Origin of the sequence: Butyrivibrio sp. AE3006 (assembly GCF_000424165.1) — a bacterium.
In the GTDB taxonomy this organism is placed as follows: Bacteria; Bacillota; Clostridia; order Lachnospirales; family Lachnospiraceae; genus Butyrivibrio.
Genome location: NZ_AUJJ01000003.1, coordinates 14,882 through 41,426, shown reverse-complemented (window position 1 = coordinate 41,426; position 26,545 = coordinate 14,882). Strand labels below are relative to the sequence as shown.

Genomic DNA, 26,545 nt, shown 5'->3' with positions numbered 1-26,545 from the left:
TATGCGCTGAATGTTAGTCGCATAGAATAATGCTTATGTCTAAAAATATAGATAAAATCAAGAATGAAAATGAATTATTGAAGCTTGCGGTGGCTAATGCTAAGATTAATTTAGATGTGAAAGCCCTTCAGCAAGAGTTAGATATGCGAAGGAAAGAAAGTTATTTAAAAATGCATAATTACAACATTTGGCAAGGTAACAATGGATATTTTTATACCATTTTGCCAGATGAAAAGAAGAAAAAGAAAAGGAAGGTGATAAAAAGAAAAAATAAAGATGAATTAGAAAAAGCAATTATAGACTTCTATATAGAATTAGAGGCTATTCCCAGTTTTAAAACCTGCTTTGTACGATGGACTGAGCAAAAATTTTCCCTTGGTGAGATTAAGAAAGCTACTTATGACCGCTATTTTTCAGAATGGCGACGCTTTATTGAATGGAATGAAATTTCAGAAAAAAGAATATCTGATATTTCAGAATCAGAGCTTGAAGCATTTATAAGACTGACAATCTCTAAGCAGAATCTTACAGCAAAAGCATATAGTAATATGAGAACACTTATAATCGGTAGTTTCAAATACGCTAAGAAGATGGAATATACAGATATAAGTATCAGTAATTTTTTTGGAGATTTGGATTTATCAAAGAAATCATTTAGAAAAGCTACGAAAGGGCTTCAAATTTTTGATGAAGATGAGATGCCTCTAATACTGGAGTGGCTCAGACAGAATCCTACTGTTGAAAATTTAGGAATTCTCCTTACGTTCCAAACTGGTTTAAGAGAGGGCGAATTATCTGCAATTAAATTCAGTGATGTAAAGGGAAATAAAATGCATGTACACAGTCAGGAAATCAAATATAAATCCCTTGAGACTGGTAAATATACGCATGAGTTTGTTGAGTACACCAAGACGGATGCAGGTGATCGTTATATATACTTATCATCTAAAGCCCTTGAAACAATTGGGCAGATCAGAGCACTTAATCCTGATAATGATTATATGATGCAGATTGGTGATAGGAAGCTTTATACTAACACATTTAATGATCGTCTGTACAAAGCTTGTGATGCTTGTGGAATACCTCGTAGAAGTATGCATAAGATACGTAAAACCTATGGAACAATTCTGCTTGATTCAGAAATCCAAGAATCTTTAGTGATGAATCAGATGGGACATAGTGACATAGCTACTACAAGAAAATACTATTATTACAGTAATAAAAATGAAATGAACAAATTATCACAGATAGAAAGAGCAATTTCATATTAACAAGGTTTCCCTGAGGTTTCCCTGAGGTTTCCCTCATGAAATTTCATCTTTTCCGAGAAAAATAAAAAACTCCGAAACGCGCTTGGCGTCTGGAGTTATAGGGTTGGGCTGTTTACACAGTCAGTAGCTCGTAGCGGAATCGAACCGCTGATTCTGCCGTGAGAGGGCAGCGTCTTAGCCGCTTGACCAACGAGCCATGTTCTTTTGTTTCGCCTTTCGTTTGGCGACTTGATTATATTATTACAAGTTCAAAAATAATGCAAGTACTTTTTTGAAAAAAATTAAAAATTTTTTGTGGTATAATTATTATGTAGCATTTTCGTCTTATGAATCCCGCGCAGTTATGCGTTTTCTTACACACACGAGGAGCGATGAGATATGCTTAATAAATTAGAAAAATCGCTGGTAGTTCTTATTGCAATTTCTTTTGTCAGCTATTTTGTTAGTACGGTAATGGGCAATGATTATCTGATGGATCTGCTGTCGCCGGTTACTGTAGCGCTGGTTTTTATTCTTCTTTTGTCTGAGATTCCACGGCTTGGACCCTTCAAATGGTCCACTGTAGCAATGGCTGTTGGCATTGCCATTTGGTTTGTCGCCGATGTTATCTATTTGTATGCGGATTTTTATTCAGAGAATTACGATGCCTTAATGGCACTCACAGACGATATCTACCTGTTACCTGATGCATGTTTTGCTATGTGCATATCTATTTACATGCTTTCCATGCTGAAAGGGAAAGGAACAGAAATAGCGTTCCTTATGGCTAACACCCTGTGCTTTTCTATATGCGGGTTTGTTATGATCTATAGATTTCACGTGATTGCAGCAGGTCCGGGTCATAGCGGAGCTCATTGGAAAGAGCTTATATTTTTCTTCATTAGTTTTTACATAATAATGATGGATTTAGGGCTCCTTATCCGAATCGGAACTAAGAATATCCACAGGGGAACTGTCATTACCAATATTGGAATAATTGGCTATGCAGTGCTTGATCTTGAGTATGATTTCATGCGAGCGCTTGGTCATGATGCGGAAAATGATTATGCAAATTTGTTATATGTTCTTACCATGATTTTTATGTGCGTGGGGACAACCATTCAGATATGTAAGAAGTACGATTTTGAATTTATTGAAAGGGATTTTACCGGTAAAGGTACCAAAAGAAGATTTTTCCTGATAGCTATATTCATGTTTATTGATGTCGGGTTCATGATGACAGGCATTCTTACCCAGACACTTGGCATGTATATTTTGATCACCTTTATGTCGTACCTTATTACCAATTACGTACTTCATTCATCACATCTGAATGAGGAACTGATTATGCAGCAAAAGGAACAGAATGCTGTACTTGAAGAGCGCATCAAGGAAAAAACCAAGGATCTTCAAAGCGCAAATGATCAGCTTGTTACGTTGTCATCCACCGATATGCTGACAGGATTATATAACAGAAGATCAGCGGTGGAAATTCTTGAGAAAATTCACAACGAGGCAAAAACAGAAAGAAAAACCTATGCTGTTTTTTGTGCTGATCTGAATCACTTCAAACCCATTAATGATACTTATGGTCACGAGATGGGTGACAATGTTCTTATAGAAATCGGTAAAAGACTAAATTCTCTGCCCGAGAAATTTACTTCTTTCAGAATGGGCGGTGATGAATTCCTTATCTGCCTTAAGGATATTAAGGATCATGAAGAAATAGAAACGGCAGCCGACAATATCAGAGGGCTTTTTAATCAGTCAATAATTCACGATAATTATATTTTTAATCTGTCAGCCAGCATAGGTATAGCAATATATCCCGATGATTGCCTGGAAAGCTACGAGATACTTATCAATTACGCTGATAATGCAATGTATGATGTAAAAAGGAGCGCCAACAAGGATGGATACAAGTTCTTTGACAAGAGGATGATAAATGAGATTTCCAAGGCTCAATTCATAAGTAAAACAATAGCCAATTCTATTCCGGAGAAGGACTATATTCTGCATTTTCAGCCCCAGATCGATGTTGACAGCAATGAGGTTATCGGTGTGGAAGTGTTCCCGCATCTTAGAGGAGATATGGAAAATATTTCTCCGGCCCAGATCATCCCTATGGCAGAAGAGTGTGGCCTTATGAGCAGGCTTGGAATATGGATAGTAAAAGATTCTTTTGAAACTGTTGCAGAGTGGAAAGAGACCTATGGGAAAAATCTGGAGCTTACGATAAATCTTTCACCGCTTCAACTTCTTGACGCTGAGTTTATTGAGTCATTGGAAAAAATGAGTAAAGAGTACGGCCTGACTACAGACAGGATTATTCTTGATATTTCAAGTAACGTGATCATGGGTGCAGCAAGCTCGGCCAGAGATACCATGGAAGCGTTCCACAACTATGGCTTTAAACTGAGCCTTAATGATTTTGGCGGTAACAGTATCAATCTGTCTTATCTTATGAATTGTGGCATCAATTATATTAAGCTCTCGAGAAATCTGATATCAGGTGTTGAGACGGACAAAGCCACCAAAGTTCTGATTGATTCTATAATGAGATTTTCTTCTGCAATGGGCATTACCGTAACCGCGGTGGGCGTTGAGACTGAAAGCCAGTACAAAGCCCTTAACGATATGGGCATTACCAAAATGCAGGGATATCTTATCAGCAAACCTGTAAGAAGAGATGAATTCGAACATATTCTTACTCAGGGAGTTACTCTGCAATAATTAGTGATTAATCAGCAAAAAGTGTAATGCAACCGCCTCAAAAACACAGTATAATTATCATTGTGGCATCATGGTCACAGGACAAAGATACTATAGGCAAAACTTAAAGTAATGGGAGGTTGTATATGCTTTATATAGGTGTAGATCTTGGTACATCATCAGTTAAGCTTGTCCTTATGGATGAGACAGGCAAAATTCACGGAACAGCTACAAGGGAATATCCTTTGTTTTTCCCTCAGCCCGGCTGGTCAGAGCAGAAGCCCGAGGATTGGTATGCACAGGCTGTTGAAGGTTTAAAGGAAGTTCTTAAGGACGTAGACAAGTCTCAGGTTGCAGGTATAAGCTTTGGCGGACAGATGCACGGACTTGTAATCCTTGATGAGAATGACAATGTTATCCGTCCTGCTATTCTTTGGAACGATGGCAGAACTCAGAAGCAGGTTGATTACCTCAACAATGAGATTGGTAAAAACAAGCTCTCTGATCTCACTGCAAACATCGCTTTTGCCGGATTCACAGCTCCTAAGATTCTCTGGATCAAAGAGAATGAGCCCGAGAACTTTAAAAAGATCAAGAAGATAATGCTTCCCAAGGATTATCTTGCATATAAGTTTACAGGTACTTTCTGCACAGATTATTCAGATGCATCAGGTATGCTTCTTCTGGATGTTAAGAACAGGAAGTGGTCAAAAGAGATGTGTGACATCTGCGGCATCACAGAGGATATGCTTCCTCAGCTCTTTGAGAGTTATGAGAAAGTTGGTGAGCTTAACGCAGAGCTTACATCAGAGCTTGGTCTTAACAGCGGCGTAGTAGTTGCAGCAGGTGCAGGTGACAATGCGGCAGCAGCTGTAGGAACAGGTACAGTTGGCAACAACAGATGTAACATCTCTCTTGGTACAAGCGGAACAATTTTCATGTCATCAGACAGCTTTGCTGTTGACAGCAACAATGCACTTCATTCCTTCGACCATGCAGACGGAACATTCCATCTCATGGGATGCATGCTCAGTGCTGCAAGCTGCAACAAGTGGTGGATGGATGAGATTCTTAAGACCAAGGATTATGCTGATGAGCAGAAGGGTATCGAGAAGCTCGGTGAGAACCATGTATTCTTCCTTCCTTATCTCATGGGTGAGAGATCTCCATGGAACAATCCTAACGCACGCGCTACCTTCACAGGTATCACAATGGATACCACAAGAGAGGATATGACACAGGCCGTTCTTGAAGGTGTTGCATTTGCTACAAGAGATATGTACGAAGTAGCTAAGAGCATCGGTGTTAAGCCTGAGAGAACAATGATCTGCGGCGGCGGAGCAAAGAGTCCTCTTTGGAGAAAGATGATCGCCAACATCCTCAACATCGAGGTAGATGTACCTGTATGTGAAGAGGGCCCCGGAATGGGCGGCGCTATGCTGGCTATGGTTGCATGCGGTGCTTATAAGAGCGTAGTAGAGGCTGCTGCAGCTATCGTTAAGGTAGATAAGACAGAGAAACCTGATCCTGAGCTTGTTGAGAAATATGAAGCAAGATATCAGCAGTTCAAGAATATTTACCCTGCACTTGCAGATACTTTCGATAAGATAATCTGACACGCTTGACGCATTGCAGAAATAGTGCTATATTACAGTTGTTACTAAATAATTATTCAGACTAGAAGTGGGCTTTGCAAAGAGCCCACTTTCTTTATGCCTTTAATATGAGGCTCACGGAGAATTATGTCCAGAAGAGAAGAAATTGAAAACAAAACAGAGGCACTTCTTAAGCCCATCGCTGAGAAGAACGAAGTTCGCATCTATGATGTGGAGTTTGTTAAGGAAGCCGGAGAGTGGTATCTTCGCGCCTACATCGACAGAGATGGCGGAGTAGACATTAACAAATGCGTTGATGTCAGTCACGAGCTTTCTGATGCACTTGATGCGCATGACTTTATCGAGGAAGCATACACCCTTGAAGTCAGCAGCCCGGGACTTGGCAGACAGCTTAAAAAGGACAGACACCTGCAGAACAGCCTGGGGCTTGATGTGGATGTTAAGCTTTATGCGGCAATCGACGGAACTAAAGAATTTACCGGTAAACTTGCTGCTTTTGATTCTGACACGGTTACTATTGAGACCGCTGCCGGAGAGCAGGTTTTTAATAGAAAAGAAATTTCAAATATCCGATTAACACTGGATTTTTAATTTTTCATAGAATAAGGAGAAAATCACTATGAGCAAAGAATTGATGGACGCACTCGATCTACTTGAGAAGGAAAAGAACATCAGCAGAGATTCACTGTTTGATGCAATCGAGAACTCACTTATGACTGCTTGCAGAAACAACTATCAGAGAGCAGAGAACATTAAGGTTGAGATCGACAGAGATACCTGTGAATTCAGGTGCTTCTCAGATAAGGAAGTCGTAGAGTTCCCTGATGACGTAATGGATCCTCAGAACATGATCTGCATGGATGAAGCACTTAAATATGTAGATAAGTGTGAGATTGGCGACATGGTTACAGTACCGATCAACTCCAAGGATTTTGGACGTATCGCTACACAGAACGCCAAGAACGTTATCCTTCAGAAGATTCGTGAAGAGGAGAGAGGCGCTATCTACAACGAGTACTTCGAGCATGAGCACGACATCGTAACTGGTGTTGTACAGCGTTTCATCGGCAAGAATATCAGCATCAACCTCGGAAGAGCAGATGCTATGCTCAGTGAGAATGAGCAGGTTAAGACCGAGCATTATCGCCCTACAGAGAGAATCAAGGTATATATCCTTGAGGTTAGAAATGGTAATAAGGGTCCCAGAATCCTTGTATCACGTACACATCCCGATCTTGTTAAGAAGCTCTTTGAGCAGGAAGTTGCTGAGATTCAGGATGGTACAGTTGAGATTAAGAGTATTGCCCGTGAAGCAGGCAGCCGTACCAAGATCGCTGTTTACTCCAACAACCCCAACGTTGATGCAGTTGGTGCTTGCGTAGGTGTTAACGGAAACAGAGTTAACCTTATCGTTGATGAGCTCAACGGCGAGAAGATTGATATTGTTAACTGGGATGATAACCCTGGTAACCTTATACAGAATGCACTTTCACCGGCTAAGATTGTAGCAGTATTTGCTGATCCCGATGAGAAGAGTGCTAAGGTAGTAGTTCCGGACCACATGCTTTCACTTGCAATTGGTAAGGAAGGTCAGAATGCACGTCTTGCTGCACGTCTTACAGGATATAAGATCGATATCAAGAGTGAGACTCAGGCTAAGGATGCTGTCGGATTCCGTATTGAAGACTATATGGATGATGAAGAAGACGATGAAGAGTTCTACGAAGTAGATGAGAACGAAGGTGAAGAGCCTGAATACGAGGGCGATTCAGAAGAGGAATAATTTATGAATAAGCCTATGCGAAGATGCGTTGGCTGCGGTGAGAGTAGGGAAAAGAAAGAGCTGATCCGTATCATCAGAGATACAGACGGTAACATCAGACTTGACCTTACAGGCAGAGCAAACGGCCGCGGCGCGTATATATGCAGGGATGAAAAATGCCTGGAAATGGCTATAAAGAAAAAGGGGCTGGACAGAACACTTAAGGTTGCTGTTCCGCCTGAGATAGCAGATGAACTGAAGAAGGAGCTTGCAGAGAATGAATAATATGAAGGTTTATTCACTGCTTGGTCTGTGTCAGAAGGCAGGGAAGCTTGCCAGCGGTGAATTTGCGGTGTTGAATGCCATTAAGGGCGGGTCGGCATCTTATGTTTTGATAAGCGAAGATGCATCCGACAACACGAAAAAGAAATTTCGTGATAAATGTGAGTATTATGGTGTTCCGATGTCATTTTTCGGAGATATGGAATCTCTCGGAAGGGCTATCGGTAAGGAAGTTCGAACGAGTATTGCAATCATGGATAATGGTTTTGCGAAGACGCTTCAGAAGAACTTAGATGATTTACAGGACGGAGGAAATGCGAATGTCGAAAATTAAAATATCCGAACTCGCTACGGAGCTTGGTATTGAAGGTAAGGAGATTGTTTCATACCTTCAGACACAGGGTGTTGAGTCAGCAAAGAGATCTACCAGCTCAGTAGAGGACGAGGAAGCGGAGAAGGTTAGAAAACACTTCGGAAGCGGAAGCGCAGATAAAAAGGAAACTCATAAGGCAGAAGAGAAGCCTGCTAAAAAGGCAGAGCCTGCAGCAGAGGAGAAGCCTGCTAAGAGTGCAAAGGAAGGTGCTCCTGCGGGACAGGCAGCTCAGAAGCCTGTTAAGAAAAAGAAGACCATTATCATGGTTACCAATCCCAGTGCTTCCAAGAGCGGTAATTTCCAGAATGGAAATAACGGAGGAAACAGGAACAATAATCAGGGTGGAAGGAACCAGGGCCGTGATAATCAGGGCAGAAACGGACAGAGACAGAATACATTCGCAAGATCACAGAATGTTTATCATCCGATAAAGCCTCTCACAGCTCCTTCACAGCTTGAGTCATATAATAACGAGATTCCTAAGTATCAGGAGCCTTCTCAGAAGCCTGCTAAGGAAGAAGTAGCACCCAAGCCGGCTAAGGTAGAAAAGGTTCAGACCGAAGCACCTGCACCTCAGAAGGAAGCTGCTAAGACAGAGCCTGCAACCAATGTACGTACAGGTGACAATCAGAGGAATGACAGAAGACCTGCGAATAATAATAATCAGCAGCAGGGCGGACAGCCTCGCAAGAGCGGCCCCAATGACAGAAACAGAAACGGTCAGAATAATGACCGTCAGGGCGGCGATCGTCAGGGTATGCAGTCTGCAAGACCCGGACAGGGCGCTCCCGATAGAAACCGCGGTGGTAAGGGCGGCAGAGACTTCGCTAAGGGCAAGGATCAGAAGACCAGCTTCGAAGCAGCTCCCATGAATGAAGGCAAGGGCGAAGGAAAGCGCAGAAATAACCAGGATAAGGATAAGAGATCCAAGAAGGATCATATCTATGAAGAGAATGAAGAGATGATGCCCAGAAGTAAGAGGGTTGGCCGCTTCATTAAGCCTGAAGTAAAGAAGGTAGAGGAGCCTGAGGAGCAGATCAAGGTTATCACAATCCCTGATAAGCTCACTATCAAGGAACTTGCCGACAAGATGAAGCTTCAGCCTTCAGTCATCATCAAGAAGCTTTTCCTTGCAGGTCAGATTGTTACTGTTAACTCAGAGCTGTCCTATGAGGAAGCTGAGAATATAGCTATTGAGTACGATATCATCTGTGAGAAGGAAGTTCAGGTAGACGTTATCGAAGAGCTTCTTAAGGAGGAAGAGGAGGATGAGAGCCTTCTTAAGTCAAGACCTCCGGTTGTCTGCGTAATGGGTCACGTTGATCATGGTAAGACATCACTTCTTGATGCTATCCGTGACACAAGCGTTACAGACAAGGAAGCAGGCGGTATCACACAGCGTATTGGTGCTTACCAGATCAAGGTTAACGACAGAAAGATCACATTCCTTGATACACCCGGACACGAAGCTTTTACAGCTATGCGTATGCGTGGTGCTAATTCAACAGATATCGCAGTACTGGTTGTCGCTGCCGATGACGGTGTAATGCCTCAGACAGTAGAAGCTATCAACCATGCTAAGGCAGCAGGCGTTGAAATCATCGTTGCCGTAAACAAGATTGATAAGCCCAGTGCAAATGTTGACAGAGTTAAGCAGGAAATGACAGAGTACGGTCTTATCGCTACAGATTGGGGCGGATCAACAGAATTCGTACCTGTTTCTGCTAAGACAGGTGAGGGTATGGATGTACTTCTTGATACAATCCTCATCACAGCAGATATCCTTGAGCTTAAGGCTAATCCTAACCGTGAGGCAAGAGGTCTTGTTCTTGAGGCTAAGCTTGATAAGGGCCGTGGACCTGTAGCAAACGTTCTTGTACAGAAGGGAACACTTCATGTTGGTGATTTCATTTCTGCAGGTGCATGCTCAGGTAAGGTTCGTGCGATGATAGATGATAAGGGTAAGAGACTTAAAGAGGCTCTTCCTTCACAGCCTGTTGAGATCCTTGGACTTTCAGATGTTCCCGGAGCAGGTGAGGTATTCCTTGGACACGAGAGCGACAAGGAAGCTAAACAGTATGCTAATACATACCTTCAGCAGCAGAAGAAGGATCTTATTGAAGAGACAAAGGCTAAGATGTCACTTGATGATCTTTACTCCAAGATTGAGGAAGGTAAGCTCAAAGAGCTCGATATCATCATCAAGGCAGACGTACAGGGTAGCGTAGAAGCCCTTAAGGCAAGCCTTCTTAAGCTTTCAAATGATGAGGTAGTTGTTAAGGTTATCCACGGCGGTGTTGGTGCCATCACAGAGTCTGATGTATCCCTTGCTGCTGCATCAAATGCCATCATCATCGGTTTCGATGTTCGTCCCGATGCTGTTGCTAAGAGTACTGCTGAGCACGAAGGCGTTGAGATCAAACTTTACAAGGTTATCTATCAGGCAATCGAGGATGTTGAGTATGCTATGAAGGGTATGCTTGCACCTGTATATGAAGAGAAGATCATCGGTCACGCTGAGATCCGTCAGCTCTTCAAGGCATCCAAGCTTGGTAATATCGCCGGTGCTATTGTTACAGACGGTATGATCCAGAAGGATTGCAAGGTTCGTATCAGCAGAGCTGAGGAGCAGATCTTCGAAGGCGATCTTGCATCACTTAAGAGATTTAAGGATGATGTTAAGGAAGTTAAGGACGGCTATGAGTGCGGTCTTGTATTTGACGGATTTGATGCAATTAACGTTGGCGATGTAGTTGAAGCTTACATAATGGTAGAAGTACCTCGTGAGAAATTGGATAATAAATAATGAGAAAAAACAGTATTAAAAACATCCGAATCAACGGAGAAGTACAAAAAGTTATTTCTGAGGCCATTAGATTCAGTAAGGACCCCAGAATCAGTCCTATGACATCTGTAATGGATGTCGAGGTTGCACCGGACCTTAAGACCTGTAAGGTATGGATATCTGTCATGGGTAACGACGAAGACAGACTCCGCACAGAAGAAGGGCTTAAGTCTGCTGCGGGCTATATCCGCAGCACCGTTGCAAAAGAACTTAATATGCGCAATACTCCCGAGCTTAGATTTATCATGGACGATTCCATCGAATACGCCATCAATATGTCTAAGATCATCGATGAGGTTGCTGCTAAGGATGCTGAGGCAAGAGCTGCCAGAGGCGAAACTGAGGAACAGGAAACAGAAGAGTAAAACTTAGAGGTAGAAGAATGAGAATTGATGAAATAGTAGCAGGCGCAAAAACCGTTGGAATAGGCGGTCATATCAGACCGGATGGCGATTGTGTTGGCTCCACCATGGCTCTTTATCTTTACCTTAAAAAGAATTTTGCGGATTTGAAAGTAGATATCTTTTTGGATAAGATTCCGGAGAGCTACAGGATAATTGATAAAACAGACGAGATAAATTCTGATTTTGCATCTGATGTGGACAGCTATGATGTCTTTTTTGCCCTTGATTGCGGAAAAGAAAGACTTGGTGATGCTGAGAAGTTTTTCGATGCTGCTAAAAAGAAGATCAATATCGATCATCATGTCAGCAACACAGGAACAGGTGATGAGAATTACATAGTTCCTACAGCAAGCTCAGCTTCAGAGCTGGTCTACAATTGCATGGACAGAGAGAAGCTTGATGTTTCCATTGCTCAGGCTATTTACATGGGTATCGTGACAGATACGGGAGTTTTCAAGTACTCCAATACTTCACCTGATACTATGAAGGTTGCGGCAGATCTTATAAGCTTTGGCTTTGATTTTGGCGCCCTCATAGACCATGTATTTTATGAAAAGAGTTACGTTCAGAATCAGATCCTTGGAAGAGCGCTTCTTGAGAGCATGCTCTTTATGGACGGCGAATGCATAGTGAGCGTTATATCCAAGCAGACTATGGATTTCTATATGGCTCAGTCATCTGATCTTGACGGAATTGTAAGTCAGCTCCTTCTGACCACAGGTACCGAGTGCGCTATCTTTATCTACGAGATTGGCAGCATGGAGTACAAGGTAAGCCTTCGTTCCAAGGGCAAGGTCAATGTGGCGAAGATTGCCGAGCTTTTTGGCGGCGGCGGTCACGCAAGAGCTGCAGGCTGCACCATGAACGGAACGCAGCATGATATTATCAACAATCTTTCAGAGTATATTGAGAAGGATTTGAAGGGCATAAATGTTGTAAAATGACATTTTGCCTTTGGAGAAATAAATGTACAACGGACTTATAAATGTATACAAGGAGGCCGGTTACACATCAAGTGATGTTGTGGCCCGTCTCCGCGGCATTTTGAAAATGAAAAAGATTGGACATACAGGGACCCTTGATCCGGATGCGGTCGGGGTTCTTGTTATTTGTGTCGGTAACGGCACCAAGCTTTGTGATATGCTCACAGATCACGATAAAGAGTACATCGCTGTTTGCAGGCTTGGCGTCACCACAGATACACAGGATATGTCCGGAAGAATACTGTCAGAATCTGAAGTTAATGTAAGTAGCGAAAAGCTTCACGAGACAGTGAAGAAATTCGTGGGTGAGTACGATCAGATCCCGCCCATGTATTCGGCCATAAAAATAAATGGTAAGAAGCTCTATGAGCTTGCAAGACAGGGCAAGGAAGTTGAGAGAAAGCCCAGAAGGATCAACATTCAGGCAATCACTATTCTCGATGAGAGTCACCTTCAGGATGAGCATATTTTTACTATGGAGGTTAAGTGCTCAAAGGGAACATATATCAGAACTCTTTGCAATGATATAGGTGAGGCTCTTGGCTGCGGCGCTGCTATGGAGCATCTTACAAGAACAGCTGTAGGAAGCTTCCATTTGGAGACAGCCCACACTCTTGATCAGATCGAACAGCTTCGTGACGAGGGCAGAGTGGATGAAATAGTTGCATCCACAGAGAGTCTTTTCAGAGATCTTGATTATTGCATCGTAAAGGACGACTTCAGGAAAAAGCTTGAGAACGGAAACGGATTCAAGGTTACGGATCTTGTAAGTGAAGCTCCCGAGGATGAGCAGGATTTTGTTGAACCCGAAAAACTCTATGCAGATGGAACAAGAGTGAGAGTCTACGGCGAAGACGGAGCATTTTTTGGAATCTATAAATGCGACGAGAGAACAGGTATGTTCAGAGTAGAGAAGTTTTTCTATACTGTTTGATGGTATTTAGCAGGAAAGAGGCACTATGCGGATAATATCCGGAGAGAGACAATTTCATATAGAAGATAAGACCGCGGTTGCCATTGGCAAATTCGACGGTATCCACATGGGCCATCAGAAGCTCCTTAAGCACATCCTTGATAAAAAAGAGCAGGGAATGAAGGCGACAATTTTCACTTTTGATCCCTCGCCGGCTGTATTTTTTTCAAAAAAGATTCAGCCGCAGCTCCTTACAAGGGATGAGAAGAGAAGGAAATTCGAGAAGCTTGGAATAGATATCCTTGTGGAATTTCCTATGGATGAAACGACAGCTCATACCGCTCCGGAGGATTTTGTCAGAAAGATTCTTCATGAGCAGATGAATGTGGCTTATGTGGCTGCAGGTGATGATCTGTCCTATGGATATAAGGGAAAAGGTGATTTTGCACTTTTGAATGAGCTTGCACCGGAGCTCTCATACAGGACTCACGCCATTAAGAAGCTTCAGATGTTTGGACGAAATGTAAGCTCCAGCTTTATAAAAGAAGAAATAATGCAGGCTGAAATGGAGAGGGCTACAGAGCTTTTAGGAGAGCATTATTACGTGGGCGGATTTGTGGAACATGGCAAAAAGCTTGGCAGAACCATAGGTTTTCCTACAGTTAATCTGCTTCCGCCTGATGAAAAATGTCTTCCTCCCTACGGAGTATATTTTTCAGAGGTTAGGATTGATGGCCGCGTTTTCCATGGCATGACCAACATCGGCTGCAGACCTACCGTTTCAAACAGCGGACAGGTCAGTGTTGAGACATATATTTATGATCTTGATGAAGATTTATACGGCAAGTATTTAGAGATCGCTCTTTTGACATTCCACAGGAAAGAGCAGAGATTTTCTGATGTGAATGCACTTAAGGCTCAGATGGATTTGGATCTTGAAGCAGGAAGAAATTTCTTTATATCTTTACAAGATTAATTAGGTATGGTAGAATCAAATGATTTCTCGCATGAGAAATGAGTAACGTTATTACCGATACTCGGATGATGGTCACTCCAACCGCTTCCTGGTATACGGCAAATTGTAATTAAAAGGAGAATAGAACATGATTACAAAGGAAAAGAAGACAGAGGTTATTGATAAGTTTGCCAGAAGCGCAGGCGACACAGGTTCACCTGAGGTTCAGGTAGCTATCCTTACAACACGTATCAAGGAGCTTAACGAGCACCTTAATACTCATCCCAAGGATCACCACTCAAGAAGAGGACTTCTTAAGATGGTTGGTAGAAGACGTGCTCTTCTTGCATACCTCAAGAAGAAGGACCTTGAGAAGTATCGTAAGCTTATCGCTGATCTTGGACTTAGAAAGTAATTTCCAGAGTAAAAATAGGGCGGGGATGCCGGTCAGAAATGATCGGCTTAGCCGCCTTTATTCTTTTTTAAGCAAACGTATGCTCTATTTAATGCGATAACTAATATAGTTTACATATGTTTATGCGCCCGAGGATGGCGCAAGAAGGAGATGAATATGAAAACATTTTCAACAGAACTGGCCGGACGTACACTTACAGTGGAGATCGGCAAAGTAGGAAAACAGGCTAACGGATGTGCATTCATGAAGTACGGTGATACAACTGTTCTTTGTACTGCAACAGCATCAGCTAAGCCCAGAGATGGAATCGATTTCTTCCCGCTCAGCGTTGAGTACAGCGAGAAGTTTTATTCTATCGGTAAGTTCCCCGGAGGATTTAACAAGCGTGAGGGTAAGCCTTCTGAGAATGCAATTCTCACAAGCCGTGTAATCGACAGACCCATGCGTCCTCTTTTCCCTAAGGACTACCGCAACGACGTAACAATCGAAGATATGGTTATGTCAGTAGACAAGGAGTGCCGTCCTGAGCTTGTAGCTATGATCGGTTCTTCTGTAGCAGTATCAATTTCAGATATTCCTTTCGACGGTCCCTGCGCTATGACACAGATCGGTCTTGTTGATGGAGAGTTCGTAGTTAACCCTTCACAGGAGCAGTGGGATACAGGTGATATGCGCCTTACAGTTGCTTCTGTAGGTGAGAAGGTTATCATGATCGAGGCAGGATGTAACGAGGTTCCTGAAGAGAAGATGAAGGAAGCTATCTATCTTGCACATGATGTAAACCTTAAGCTCATTGAGTTCATCAAGGGTATCGTTGCAGAGGTTGGTAAGCCTAAGCACGAGTATGAGAGCTGCGCAGTTCCTCAGGAGCTCTTTGATGCAATCAAGGAAGTAGTTCCTCAGGATGAGATGGAGAAGGCTGTATTCACAGATGAGAAGCAGCAGCGCGAAGCTAATATCGCTGAGATCACAGAGCGTCTTGAAGAGAAGTTTGCAGACAACGAAGAGTGGCTCGCAATTCTCGGTGAGGCTATTTATCAGTATGAGAAGAAGACTGTTCGTAAGATGATCCTTAAGGATCACAAGAGACCTGATGGAAGAGACATCAAGCAGATTCGTCCTCTTTCAGCAGAGATCGATCTTATTCCCAGAGTACACGGAAGTGCTATGTTCACTCGTGGACAGACACAGATCTGTGACGTTACAACACTTGCTCCTCTTTCAGAGATGCAGAAGGTTGAGGGACTTGATCCTTACGTAACAGGTAAGAGATATATCCACCAGTACAACTTCCCGTCATACTCAGTTGGTGAGACTAAGGTTTCAAGAGGTCCGGGACGTCGTGAGATTGGACACGGAGCACTTGCAGAGAGAGCACTTCTTCCTGTACTTCCTTCAGAGGAAGAGTTCCCTTACGCAATTCGCTGCGTATCAGAGACATTTGAGAGTAACGGTTCTACATCAATGGCTTCCACATGTGCATCATGTATGTCACTTATGGCTGCCGGTGTACCGATCAAGAAGATGGTTGCAGGTATCAGCTGTGGTCTTGTAACAGGCGATACAGATGATGATTTCGTAGTACTTACAGATATCCAGGGGCTTGAGGACTTCTTCGGAGACATGGACTTCAAGGTAACAGGTACTAAGGACGGTATTACAGCTATTCAGATGGATATCAAGATCCACGGTCTTACAAAGGCTATCGTTGAGCAGGCTATTTCACAGTGTCGTGAAGCTCGTCTCTTCATCATGGATGAGTGCATGAGCAAGGCTATTGCAGAGCCTCGTAAGGAAGTTAGCCAGTATGCTCCTAAGATTATCTCTATCGAGATCGATCCTGATAGAATCGGTGATGTTGTAGGTCAGAGAGGAAAGACCATCAACGAGATCATCGCTCGTACAGGCGTTAAGATTGATATAACAGATGACGGACAGGTTAGCATCTGCGGCGAAGATAAGGATATGATGCAGAAGGCTATCGACATGATCAACATCATTACTACTGACTTTGAGAAGGGTCAGGTATTCACAGGTAAGGTTGTAAGCATCAAGGAGTTCGGTGCATTTGTTGAGTTCGCTCCCGGCAAAGAGGGAATGGTTCACATCAGCAAGATCGCAAACGAGAGAATCGACCATGTAGAAGATGTACTTACTCTTGGCGATGAAGTTAAGGTTGTTTGCCTTGGTAAGGACCGCATGGGAAGAATCAGCTTCTCAATGAAGGACGTAGCTCAGAAGTAATATTTAGCTTGCCTTCTCCCTCCCTAGGGAGAAGGTGTCAGCTCTGCTGACGGATGAGGGCGAAATATGATAAAATAAAGGGGATGCGAGTGTTCGCATCTCCTTTTTAATATTTTAGAAATCCCTTGGATTTTCTACTTTAATAATTTTATTTCCTAGGAGGTAGCTTTTATGGGAAGAATATTTTTGATAGTATTAGACAGCTTTGGCGTAGGCGAAGAGCCTGATGCTGCTGAATATGGCGATTTTGACGTAAATACATTAAGGTCATGTGCCACAAGTAAGTATTTTTCTATGCCCAACATGGGAGCCATGGGTCTTTTTAATATAGATGGTGTTGATTGTGTTCCCGGTGTGGAGAACCCTACTGCGGCTTATGGTAAGTGCCAGGAGGCCAGCAAGGATAAGGATACAACAACAGGACATTGGGAGATAGCAGGAATAGTTTCTGAAAAGCCCATGCCGAAATTCCCTGATGGTTTCCCGCAGGAATTTTTGGATGCATTTTCAAAGAGAGTTGGCAGAGGTCTTATTTGTAACAAGCCCTATTCCGGAACTCAGGTTATAAATGACTACGGTGATGAGCATGTTAAGACAGGCGATCTTATCGTTTATACATCTGCTGATTCTGTTTTCCAGATTGCAGCCCATGAAGAGGTTGTGCCTTTGGAGACCCTTTATGAGTATTGCCATATTGCAAGAGAGATGCTTACAGGAGACCTTGGGGTAGGACGTGTAATTGCAAGACCCTTTGTAGGAACAAGCGGAAATTATACCAGAACACCTCACAGACACGATTATTCTCTTGAACCGCCCAAGACCACAATGCTTGATCAGCTCAAGGCTGCAGGAAAAGAGGTTCTTGGTGTTGGTAAGATCAGAGATATCTTTGAGGGCAAAGGACTTACAGAATATGTATTTTCTGAGAGTAATGCAGATGGTATCGAGAAAACTCTTGCATATATGGACAGAGATTTCGACGGCCTTTGCTTTGTAAATCTGGTGGATTTCGATATGCTCTATGGACACAGAAGAGATATCGACGGATATGCCAAGGCTCTTAATTACTTTGACACTAAGCTCCCTGAGATGGTGGCAAAGCTTCATGACGATGACATTATCATGATGACTGCAGACCATGGATGCGATCCTGCTTATCTTAAGACCACAGATCATACAAGAGAGTACATTCCTTTCATTATGTATGGTAAAAATGTAACTCCCCGCAATCTTGGAACAAGAAGTACATTTGCTGATATTGCGGCTACTGTACTTGATTATTTCAAGATTAAGCCTGAGTTTGATGGCACATCCATGCTTGGATAATGTAATTCTAAAAAGAATATTATAAATTGATAAAAAGCAAACTTTTTGCCATTTGTTGTAATAAAATATATATATACATTAATTTTACACACTCGATACTTAGGAGGTGCAGCAGATGGGCAAAAACGAAGGCACAGGATTTCAGGTTAACATGACTGCAGTATTGTTGACAGTAACTGTTCCGCTTATTATTGCTTTGATAGTAAGCATTATTGTCGGCAGTACTCAGATGAAGAGCATCGAAGAAACTGATGAAGAAGTTTACTATGAAATGCTCTATTCCATTAGTACTGATCTGATAAATGCAGATAGGGATCTGTATCAGGCCATGTTGGCAGGAACACAGTTACTGGCATACAGAGAGTATATTACTCCTGAGCAGCTTGCCGGATATAAGGCTGATTATGAAAGCAATGCAAAACAGGCTTTAGACGGAGTTAATAAAGCTGCTGAACTGGCAAAAAGAGATGAATATCTGTTCACCACCATGAGAGATGATGACGGGGATAGTTATTCAGATATGAGTAATGGCTTTGCTGCGCAATACAATAAGTGGCTGTCTACATATGATTTTAATAGCATAGAAGGCGATATTGAGCAGTTTACAATTGAGTTTGAGGCTACAAGAGATTATATTTCTAACATGTCGGATATCGTGGAAGTATGGGCAAGCCAAAAAAATGAACAAAATGCAGCTGAGATTTCAAGAAGAGTAGTGATCAATTTTGTAGTATTCGGTGTTGTAAGCGCACTGTTGCTGGTGCTTACGATTATTTTGATCAGGTACATAATCAGAAGTATCAAGGCAATTTCTGATGATGTGGACAGAATCGCTACAGGTGATTTTGTGACAAAGATCAAACCTCATAGTGTAATTTCTGATTTTAACAATATTGGGGACTCTCTTGAGAAAATGAGACATGACCTAAGAAATGCTCTTGTGAGAGTTATAGATCATGCCGGATCAGTTAACGATAAGGCTGAGCATGCAAAAACCAATATCAGTAGTTCACAGAAGACCACCAACGATATAAGCGCTGCTGTAAATGATCTTGCAACAGGTGCTACAGCTATGGCAGAGGATGTCCAGAGTACATCCAGCATTACGATAAATATCGGATCGTCTGTAGATAATGTTCTTGAATCAGCGAACGCAAATATGAAGCGCGGCAGACAGGTTTATGAAGAGTCTTCCAAGGTTAAAGGTCAGCTTGAGCAGATTAAAGAGCAGGATCAGAAAAATGATGAGATGGCAACGCAGGTCGCAGATTCCGTTAATGAGACTGCAAGTGTTGTTGCACAGATATCAACTGCTGCTGAGTCCATTATTTCCATAGCAAGCCAGACTAACCTTCTTGCACTTAATGCTTCAATTGAGGCTGCAAGAGCCGGTGAAGCAGGTAAGGGATTTGCTGTTGTTGCAGACAATATTAAAGACCTTGCAGGCAATACCAATAAGCTGGCAGGTGAGATTACCAACATGCTTTCAACCATTACTGATTATTCCGAGAATAATAAGCAGCTTACAGAGAGCATAAAGGAAGCTATTACCAATGAGACCGTGGCTCTTGAAGAGATGAGTGAATCCTTCGAACAGATGCTGTCACTGCTAAGAGAGACAGAGGAAGGCAATAAGCAGATAGTTGAGCTTGTCGAGATCATGAACAGGGATAAGGAAGAAATCCTTAATTCTGTTGAGTCCTTGTCCAGCATATCCGAGGAGAATGCAGCTTCGACACAGGAGACAAGCGCATCACTTATGCAGCTTGATACTGCTATGGAGAATGTTGTTGAGCAGGCTGTTGATCTTCAGAAGATTGCTGAAGAGCTCACAGGTAATGTGAAGTACTTCAAGGTTGAGCTTCCGCAAGAGGAATCCACAAAATAATTCTCAAAATGCAAAGATTTCCGTGCATTTAGCAACATTGACTTATTGCGCACCTTTCCTTAAAATAGGTAAGGTGCGTTTTCTTTGTTTTCATCAGGCAATTAGTTTTTTAGCTGATGAATCCATATAATTATGTTGTATTTTTAGAAAGGTTTACAATGAGCAACAATCAGATAATAGATGAAATAAATAAGAGAAGAACCTTTGCTATTATTTCTCACCCCGATGCAGGTAAGACTACACTTACAGAGAAGTTCCTTCTTTACGGTGGAGCCATCAATCTTGCAGGTTCTGTTAAGGGTAAGGCTACTGCGAGACATGCGGTTTCGGACTGGATGGAAATTGAGAAACAGCGTGGTATCTCTGTTACATCTTCAGTTCTTCAGTTTAATTTTGAGGACTGCTGCATCAATATCCTTGATACTCCCGGACACCAGGATTTCTCAGAGGATACATACAGAACGCTTATGGCTGCAGATTCTGCCGTCATGGTTATCGATGCAAGTAAGGGTGTTGAGCCTCAGACCAAGAAGCTTTTCAAGGTCTGCACAATGAGACATATTCCGATTTTTACATTTATCAACAAGCTGGACAGAGATGCAATGGATACCTATGAGCTTCTCGATGATATCGAGGATCATCTTGGTATTGCTACATGTCCTATGAATCTGCCTATAGGTTCCGGTAAGAACTTCAAGGGAATCTATGACAGAAAAGAAAAGCATATTGTAACTTTCCAGGATACCATGAAGGGAACCAAGGAAGGTACTGAGACGATCATTCCTATGGATGACAGAGATCAGCTTATTTCCACAATAGGCGAAGAGGCTCTTGAGAATCTTGAAGGTGAGATAGAGCTTATGGACGGAGCAGGAGCTGAGTTCGATCTTGATGAAGTAAGAGCAGGTAATCTTACACCTGTATTTTTCGGATCTGCTCTTCAGAATTTCGGCGTAGAGCTTTTCCTTCATAACTTCCTTCAGATGGCTACTCCTCCCAGTGGAAGAGCATCTTCAGATGGCGAAGTTGTTGATCCTAAGGATCATGATTTTACAGCATTTGTATTTAAGATTCAGGCCAACATGAACAAGGCTCACAGAGACAGAGTAGCATTCATGCGTATTTGCTCAGGTCGTTATGATGCTGATAAGGAAGTTAAGCACGTTCAGTCGGGCAAGGTGTTCAGACTTTCACAGCCTCAGCAGCTTATGGCTGATGAGCGTAAGATCTTAAGTGAGGCTTATGCGGGAGATATCATGGGCGTATTTGATCCCGGTATCTTTTCAATAGGAGATACTGTGTGCATGCCTAAGGATTCCGTAGTATACGAGGGAATTCCCACATTCGCACCTGAGCATTTTGCAAGAGTCAGACAGGTCGATACCATGAAGAGAAAGCAGTTCGTTAAGGGTATCGAGCAGATAGCACAGGAAGGTGCTATTCAGATCTTCCAGGAGTTCAACATGGGAATGGAAGAGATTATCGTAGGCGTAGTAGGTGTACTTCAGTTTGATGTACTTAAATTCAGACTTCAAAACGAGTATAATGTAGAGATAATACTTGAGACACTTCCTTACGAATACATCAGATGGGTTGAGAATGATGATATCGATCTCAATGCACTTGTCGGAACCTCTGACATGAAGAAGATCAAGGATATGAATGGCAAGCCGCTTCTCATCTTTGTGAATGAGTGGAGTCCTCAAATGGTTATAGACAGAAATAAGGGACTGATACTCAGAGAGTTTAACGAGAACGTAGGCTAATAGTTTTTGCACACATGATTGTCATATACAGGGGGAATATGGACAAGAGCAGATGTGTTATTAAGAACTTAATAAGAAAAGCATCCGCTTTTTTGGCACTTATTCTGATGATGACAACGCTTACAGGCTGCGGAGATGCTATTATCAAGTATCTGCAGGATAATAGCCTTGTCGAACCGGATAAGTACAAGGATAAAAAGGATGAGCAGGCACAGGAGGCTCAGGCTGAGACTGAGTCTTTCTCTGATGCAATGGAAGAAGCTTCTGACACTCAGGCTTCTGAGGATTCCCAGCAGACGACATCACCTGACTTAGAGACAGATTCACAGCAGACCGGTTCAGAAAATGAAGAAGCCGGTGATGAATCGCAGAATTCAGAAGCTGCTTCAGAAGGATCAACCCTTGATATAGATAAGGTAAATCAGTCTATTGATGATCTTATTTCAAGGCTTGAAGAGGAGACAGGCAGGACCAACAGATCCGAGAAGATAGAGGAGCCTGCAGAGGGCAAAGGACAGGATGCCACCACTTATTACAGTGATACCTATCAGAATGCCCAGAGAGCATCTCTTGGAATTCTGGATTCGGACATTGATAATCTGAAGGCATCTCAGGCCGGTAATTACGCTTTTGAGCATCTTACAGATGAAGGACAGACCCTTTACTGTGAGCTCCTTGCAATAATGCAGCACTGTGCTCAGGATGTGGTTATTTCCACTTTGGATGAAGAGACTCTTGATGTGGTCTGCAATTTTGTGCTGGCAGATCATCCCGAGATTTTCTACATGGATGGATATACCTTTACAAGGTACACCATAGGTGGAACTCTTAAGAAGCTTTCTTTTACTGGTAATTATATTTACAGTGCCGAAGAGATTGCGCAAAGGCAGGCCAAAATCGACGAGTATTCAAATAAATGTCTTGCCGGTGCTCCGGTGGGCGGTGATGATTATTCCAAGGTCAAATATGTATATGACTATCTGATCACTAATACAGAGTACGACAGCAGCGCTCCTGATAATCAGAATATCTGCTCTGTTTTCATAAATGGGCGATCTGTATGTCAGGGCTATGCCAAGGCTACTCAGTATCTTTTGAATAAGCTTTCTGTTCCGGCAACTCTGGTTACAGGAAAGGTTAACGGCGTGTGGCATGCCTGGAACCTCATATATGCCGACGGAGAGTATACATACGTGGATACTACCTGGGGAGATTCTTCTTACCAGAAGATTGAATCCGGTGACAACTCCCAGAAGATGCCGCTGATAAATTATACATATCTATGTTGTACGACTCAGGATATCAAGAAGACTCATGTGATTTCAGAGACACTTCCCATGCCTGAATGTACATCCATGAAGAATAATTATTACGTCCGCGAGGGAGAGTATTTTACTGAATGCGACATGAATGCTGTTGGAGAGCTTTTTTCCAGAAGATATGCCGACGGCAGCAATAATGTGACTATAAAATGCAGTACAGCACCTGTATATAGCGATATAAAGAGCAATCTTTTTGATGGGCAGCAGGTGTTTGGATTTATGGATGGATCCAATAATACGGTGTCTTATACCACCTTTGACGACCAGTACATTTTGATTATTTGGCTATACTAAATAAGCATTTTCCTGTATAATTATAAGGGTTTATGCTATCCATTTATGAAAGGAATTTACTTTTATGGAAAAGGAATTACAGACAACACAGGGTAAGAAAAAAATCGGTTCAGTTAAGCTTGCAGATGATGTAGTTGCTAAGATCGCTACTCTTGCAGCACTGGAGATTGACGGCGTCAGCGCAATGGCAGGCGGCATTACCAACGAGAATATAGAGAAGTACAGCTCCAAGAACGTACTTAAGAGCTCAAAGGTATTTTTGGGCGAGGGCAAGGTAAGAGTTGATCTTTCAATTCTTATGCGTTACAGCTACAACATTCCTGCTACAAGTAAGCAGGTTCAGGATCGCGTTAAGACTTCCATCCAGAATATGACAGGACTTGATGTGACAGATGTTAACGTTCGCATTGCCGGAATCACTATTCCCGAATAATAAATAATGAGGATATTATGAACAGATCAGAACTTAGAGAACAAGTATTTAAACTTCTTTTCCGTGTTGAGTTCAACACACCGGAGGAGATGGAAGAGCAGGTAGCACTTTTTATTGAGAACAGCGATGTTGATATAAATGAGAAGGATGCTGCTTTTATAAAGAATCGTTTTGAGCAGGTTGTTGAGAAGCTTTCTGAGATCGACGGACTCATCAATAACGAGACCACAGGCTGGAACACAGAGAGAATAGGTAAGGTTGAGCTTGCTATTCTGCGTCTTGCAGTTTTTGAGATCAAGTTTGATGAGCAGATCCCTACAGGAGTAGCTATCAATGAAGCTGTAGAGCTGGCTAAGAAGTTTGGTCAGGATGGAGCTTCATCATTCATTAACGGAGTACTTGCAAAATTTGCGTAACGTATATTCAGTCACTCAGGTTAATACATTCATCAAGAATATGTTTCAGCAGGAACCGCTACTGAACCTTTTGACCATCAAAGGAGAGGTTAGTAACTGCAAATATCACTCCTCCGGTCACATCTATTTCACGCTAAAGGATGCGTCCGGAGCGATTTCATGTGTGATGTTTGCCGGAAACAGAGCTATGGGCCTCAAATTTCAGATGAAGGACGGCCAGCAGGTTCTTGTTACAGGAACAGTTGATGTATATCCCAGAGATGGCAAATATCAGGTCTATGCGAAAAAAATAGAGCCGGACGGAGAGGGAGCATTATTCGAGAAATTCGAGAGGCTTAAGGCCGAGCTTGAAGAGCGGGGAATGTTCGATAAATGCTACAAGCGTCCGATTCCCAAATTTATAAAGACTTTAGGTGTGGTAACTGCGCAGACAGGGGCAGCAGTCAAGGATATTATCAATGTGTCTACAAGACGTAATCCCTATGTGCAGATTATTTTATATCCGGCAATAGTTCAGGGTGACGGAGCAGCTGAGAGTGTTGCTGCAGGTATAGAAGCACTGGAACGTATGAATGTGGATGTCATCATCGTAGGACGAGGCGGCGGATCTATTGAGGATCTGTGGGCATTCAATGAAGAAGTGGTGGCTAATGCGATTTTCAATTGCAATATTCCCATCATTTCTGCTGTTGGACATGAGACCGATACTACCATATCTGATTTCGTGGCGGATATGAGAGCACCTACACCTTCCGCAGCTGCGGAGCTTGCGGTATATGACGTAAGTCTTCTAATCCAGGATATCAGCGACTATCAGAATATCTTAAGTCGCAGGATGATGGACAAATTAAATCTGTTAAGGCAGAAGGAAGCTAATGACAGAAGGCTCCTTCAGCATCTTTCACCTGTAGCGAGAATTCGCGATCAGAGGATGAGGGCAGCTCAGAGCAGCGACAGGTTAGAGAGACTTATGCTTGAGCGCATCCGTGATAAGAAGCATCTTTTGGATGTGGATGTGGAGAGGCTTAAAGCGCTTAGTCCACTGGATAAATTAAAATCAGGCTTTTCATATATAGCGGATGAGAATGGACAGAATATCAAACAAGTTTCCCAGGTAAAGGCCGGAGATAAGCTTGATATTTATGTGAGCGACGGACTTATCAGAGCAACAGCGGATGCTACGGAGAAGAGAGATAATGGCTAAGAAAATCGAAGAAAAAGATTTATCAATAGAAGATGCTTTTGAACAGGTCAATGAGAAGATTAAGGCGCTGGAGAACAGCGACGTTTCTCTTGAGGATTCCTTCAAGCTTTTTCAGGAAGGAATGGATCTTCTTAAGTACTGTAACGAATCGATAGATATGGTCGAGAAGAAAGTTCAAAAAATTATCGGAGATGGACAGACGGAGGACTTTGAGTAATGACTGTTTTTGAGGAGCGTCTTAATGAGAAGGCTGCTGAAGCAGAGGAGATCATTCAGAAGTTTTTACCTAAGGAAGAGGGCTATCAGAAGCTTGTTATAGAAGCTATGAACTACAGTGTTCTTGCAGGCGGCAAGAGAATCAGACCGGTTCTTATGCTGGAGACTTTCAGGGCTTTTGGCGGAGAGAACAGGGAAGTCGTAGAGCCTTTTATGGCAGCCATAGAAATGATTCACACATATTCACTGGTACATGATGATCTGCCTGCTATGGATAACGATGAATACAGACGTGGCAGGAAGACAACACACGTTGTCTACGGCCCCGGAATGGCTACCCTGGCAGGTGACGGTCTTCTGAATTTTGCATTTGAGACTGCACTTTTAGCTTTTAAGAGCGGCACTGTGCTTCCGACCTTTGATGGCGATATTGCAGACCGCAGAGTGAAGGCCCTTCAGATTCTTGCACAGAAGGCCGGAATCTATGGAATGGTAGGCGGTCAGTGCGCTGATATCTGCGCAGAGGGTAAGGCTGAAGCTACAGAGGAAGAGCTTATTTTTATCCATGAGAACAAGACAGCAGCTATGCTTGAGAGCAGTATGATGATAGGTGCTCTTCTTGCAGGTGCATCTGATGCACAGCTTTCTGAGATTGAGCAGGCAGCAAGGAAAATCGGCGTTGCTTTCCAGATTCAGGATGACGTGCTTGATGTTACAGGCGATGAAGCTGAGCTTGGAAAACCCATCGGTTCCGATGAGAAGAATGAGAAGACCACTTATGTGACATTACATGGTCTTGAAGATTCCAAAAAGGAAGTAAAGCGTCTGTCGGATGATGCTGCAGATATTCTTTCAAAATCCGAAAAAAGTGAGGAATTCCTTATACCGCTTGTATTATGGATGATCTCACGTAACAAGTAAGGAGC

At 42.6% G+C, this 26,545-nt stretch carries 23 protein-coding genes and 1 tRNA gene; 23 read left to right on the top strand and 1 reads right to left on the bottom strand.

Annotated elements, in window-relative coordinates; translation table 11 throughout:
- Window positions 1–35: 35 nt before the first annotated feature.
- Window positions 36–1,271: a tyrosine-type recombinase/integrase gene (locus tag G603_RS0103235; RefSeq protein ID WP_026669309.1), complete on the top strand. Its 1,236-nt coding sequence runs from the start codon at window positions 36–38 to the stop codon at window positions 1,269–1,271.
- Between the two features lie 124 nt (window positions 1,272–1,395).
- On the opposite strand, the gene G603_RS0103230 is transcribed toward G603_RS0103235, so the two are convergent.
- Window positions 1,396–1,467 (bottom strand) — tRNA-Glu (locus G603_RS0103230).
- 182 nt (window positions 1,468–1,649) lie between these two features.
- On the opposite strand from G603_RS0103230, the gene G603_RS0103225 reads away from it, so the two are divergent.
- The 22 genes from G603_RS0103225 (at window position 1,650) to G603_RS0103120 (ending at window position 26,540) form a co-directional block, all read left to right on the top strand.
- Entirely contained in the window at window positions 1,650–3,983 is a 2,334-nt protein-coding gene (locus G603_RS0103225; RefSeq protein ID WP_026669308.1) for a putative bifunctional diguanylate cyclase/phosphodiesterase, read from the top strand.
- A 125-nt stretch (window positions 3,984–4,108) separates the two neighbouring features.
- Window positions 4,109–5,578: a xylulokinase gene (gene xylB, locus G603_RS0103220; protein ID WP_026669307.1), complete on the top strand. Its 1,470-nt coding sequence runs from the start codon at window positions 4,109–4,111 to the stop codon at window positions 5,576–5,578.
- 126 nt (window positions 5,579–5,704) lie between these two features.
- Window positions 5,705–6,169 carry a ribosome maturation factor RimP gene (rimP, locus tag G603_RS0103215; RefSeq protein ID WP_026525019.1) on the top strand — a complete coding sequence of 155 codons (465 nt, stop codon included), beginning with the start codon at window positions 5,705–5,707 and terminating at the stop codon, window positions 6,167–6,169.
- Window positions 6,170–6,197: 28 nt separating this feature from the next.
- Complete coding sequence (gene nusA, locus G603_RS0103210) at window positions 6,198–7,361, top strand: transcription termination factor NusA (protein ID WP_026669306.1); 1,164 nt, start codon at window positions 6,198–6,200, stop codon at window positions 7,359–7,361.
- Between the two features lie 3 nt (window positions 7,362–7,364).
- Complete coding sequence (gene rnpM, locus G603_RS0103205) at window positions 7,365–7,625, top strand: RNase P modulator RnpM (RefSeq protein ID WP_026525017.1); 261 nt, start codon at window positions 7,365–7,367, stop codon at window positions 7,623–7,625.
- Window positions 7,618–7,956: a L7Ae/L30e/S12e/Gadd45 family ribosomal protein gene (locus tag G603_RS0103200; protein WP_026497233.1), complete on the top strand. Its 339-nt coding sequence runs from the start codon at window positions 7,618–7,620 to the stop codon at window positions 7,954–7,956. Before rnpM ends, G603_RS0103200 begins: the two co-directional genes overlap by 8 nt.
- Window positions 7,943–10,801 (top strand): translation initiation factor IF-2, encoded by a 2,859-nt coding sequence (gene infB, locus G603_RS0103195; RefSeq protein WP_081669800.1) that lies wholly within the window; start codon window positions 7,943–7,945, stop codon window positions 10,799–10,801. Before G603_RS0103200 ends, infB begins: the two co-directional genes overlap by 14 nt.
- On the top strand, window positions 10,801–11,205 hold the full coding sequence (gene rbfA / locus G603_RS0103190) for a 30S ribosome-binding factor RbfA (RefSeq protein ID WP_026525015.1): 405 nt from the start codon (window positions 10,801–10,803) through the stop codon (window positions 11,203–11,205). Before infB ends, rbfA begins: the two co-directional genes overlap by 1 nt.
- A gap of 17 nt (window positions 11,206–11,222) precedes the next feature.
- Window positions 11,223–12,188 (top strand): DHH family phosphoesterase, encoded by a 966-nt coding sequence (locus G603_RS0103185; RefSeq protein ID WP_026669304.1) that lies wholly within the window; start codon window positions 11,223–11,225, stop codon window positions 12,186–12,188.
- Between the two features lie 22 nt (window positions 12,189–12,210).
- Window positions 12,211–13,161 (top strand): tRNA pseudouridine(55) synthase TruB, encoded by a 951-nt coding sequence (truB, locus tag G603_RS0103180; RefSeq protein ID WP_026525013.1) that lies wholly within the window; start codon window positions 12,211–12,213, stop codon window positions 13,159–13,161.
- Between the two features lie 25 nt (window positions 13,162–13,186).
- Window positions 13,187–14,116 carry a bifunctional riboflavin kinase/FAD synthetase gene (locus G603_RS0103175; protein WP_026669303.1) on the top strand — a complete coding sequence of 310 codons (930 nt, stop codon included), beginning with the start codon at window positions 13,187–13,189 and terminating at the stop codon, window positions 14,114–14,116.
- Window positions 14,117–14,243: 127 nt separating this feature from the next.
- The gene (gene rpsO, locus G603_RS0103170; protein ID WP_026497227.1) at window positions 14,244–14,510 is read left to right on the top strand and encodes a 30S ribosomal protein S15; all 267 of its coding nucleotides are present in this window, start codon (window positions 14,244–14,246) and stop codon (window positions 14,508–14,510) included.
- Between the two features lie 156 nt (window positions 14,511–14,666).
- The gene (locus tag G603_RS0103165; RefSeq protein WP_081669799.1) at window positions 14,667–16,754 is read left to right on the top strand and encodes a polyribonucleotide nucleotidyltransferase; all 2,088 of its coding nucleotides are present in this window, start codon (window positions 14,667–14,669) and stop codon (window positions 16,752–16,754) included.
- Window positions 16,755–16,925: 171 nt separating this feature from the next.
- Window positions 16,926–18,080, top strand: coding sequence for a phosphopentomutase (locus G603_RS0103160; RefSeq protein WP_026669301.1), 1,155 nt, complete (start codon window positions 16,926–16,928; stop codon window positions 18,078–18,080).
- 115 nt (window positions 18,081–18,195) lie between these two features.
- Complete coding sequence (locus tag G603_RS0103155; protein WP_026669300.1) at window positions 18,196–19,968, top strand: methyl-accepting chemotaxis protein; 1,773 nt, start codon at window positions 18,196–18,198, stop codon at window positions 19,966–19,968.
- Window positions 19,969–20,126: 158 nt separating this feature from the next.
- Window positions 20,127–21,734 carry a peptide chain release factor 3 gene (locus G603_RS0103150; RefSeq protein ID WP_026525344.1) on the top strand — a complete coding sequence of 536 codons (1,608 nt, stop codon included), beginning with the start codon at window positions 20,127–20,129 and terminating at the stop codon, window positions 21,732–21,734.
- Window positions 21,735–21,772: 38 nt separating this feature from the next.
- The gene (locus tag G603_RS0103145; RefSeq protein WP_026669299.1) at window positions 21,773–23,350 is read left to right on the top strand and encodes a transglutaminase domain-containing protein; all 1,578 of its coding nucleotides are present in this window, start codon (window positions 21,773–21,775) and stop codon (window positions 23,348–23,350) included.
- Between the two features lie 64 nt (window positions 23,351–23,414).
- Window positions 23,415–23,783 (top strand): Asp23/Gls24 family envelope stress response protein, encoded by a 369-nt coding sequence (locus tag G603_RS0103140; protein WP_026525346.1) that lies wholly within the window; start codon window positions 23,415–23,417, stop codon window positions 23,781–23,783.
- 17 nt (window positions 23,784–23,800) lie between these two features.
- Window positions 23,801–24,199: a transcription antitermination factor NusB gene (nusB, locus tag G603_RS0103135; RefSeq protein WP_026525347.1), complete on the top strand. Its 399-nt coding sequence runs from the start codon at window positions 23,801–23,803 to the stop codon at window positions 24,197–24,199.
- Window positions 24,192–25,403, top strand: coding sequence for an exodeoxyribonuclease VII large subunit (gene xseA, locus G603_RS0103130; RefSeq protein ID WP_026669298.1), 1,212 nt, complete (start codon window positions 24,192–24,194; stop codon window positions 25,401–25,403). The genes nusB and xseA overlap by 8 nt, the downstream gene beginning before the upstream one ends.
- The gene (gene xseB / locus G603_RS0103125; protein ID WP_026669297.1) at window positions 25,396–25,620 is read left to right on the top strand and encodes an exodeoxyribonuclease VII small subunit; all 225 of its coding nucleotides are present in this window, start codon (window positions 25,396–25,398) and stop codon (window positions 25,618–25,620) included. The genes xseA and xseB overlap by 8 nt, the downstream gene beginning before the upstream one ends.
- The gene (locus G603_RS0103120; protein ID WP_026525349.1) at window positions 25,620–26,540 is read left to right on the top strand and encodes a polyprenyl synthetase family protein; all 921 of its coding nucleotides are present in this window, start codon (window positions 25,620–25,622) and stop codon (window positions 26,538–26,540) included. Before xseB ends, G603_RS0103120 begins: the two co-directional genes overlap by 1 nt.
- Window positions 26,541–26,545 lie beyond the last annotated feature (5 nt).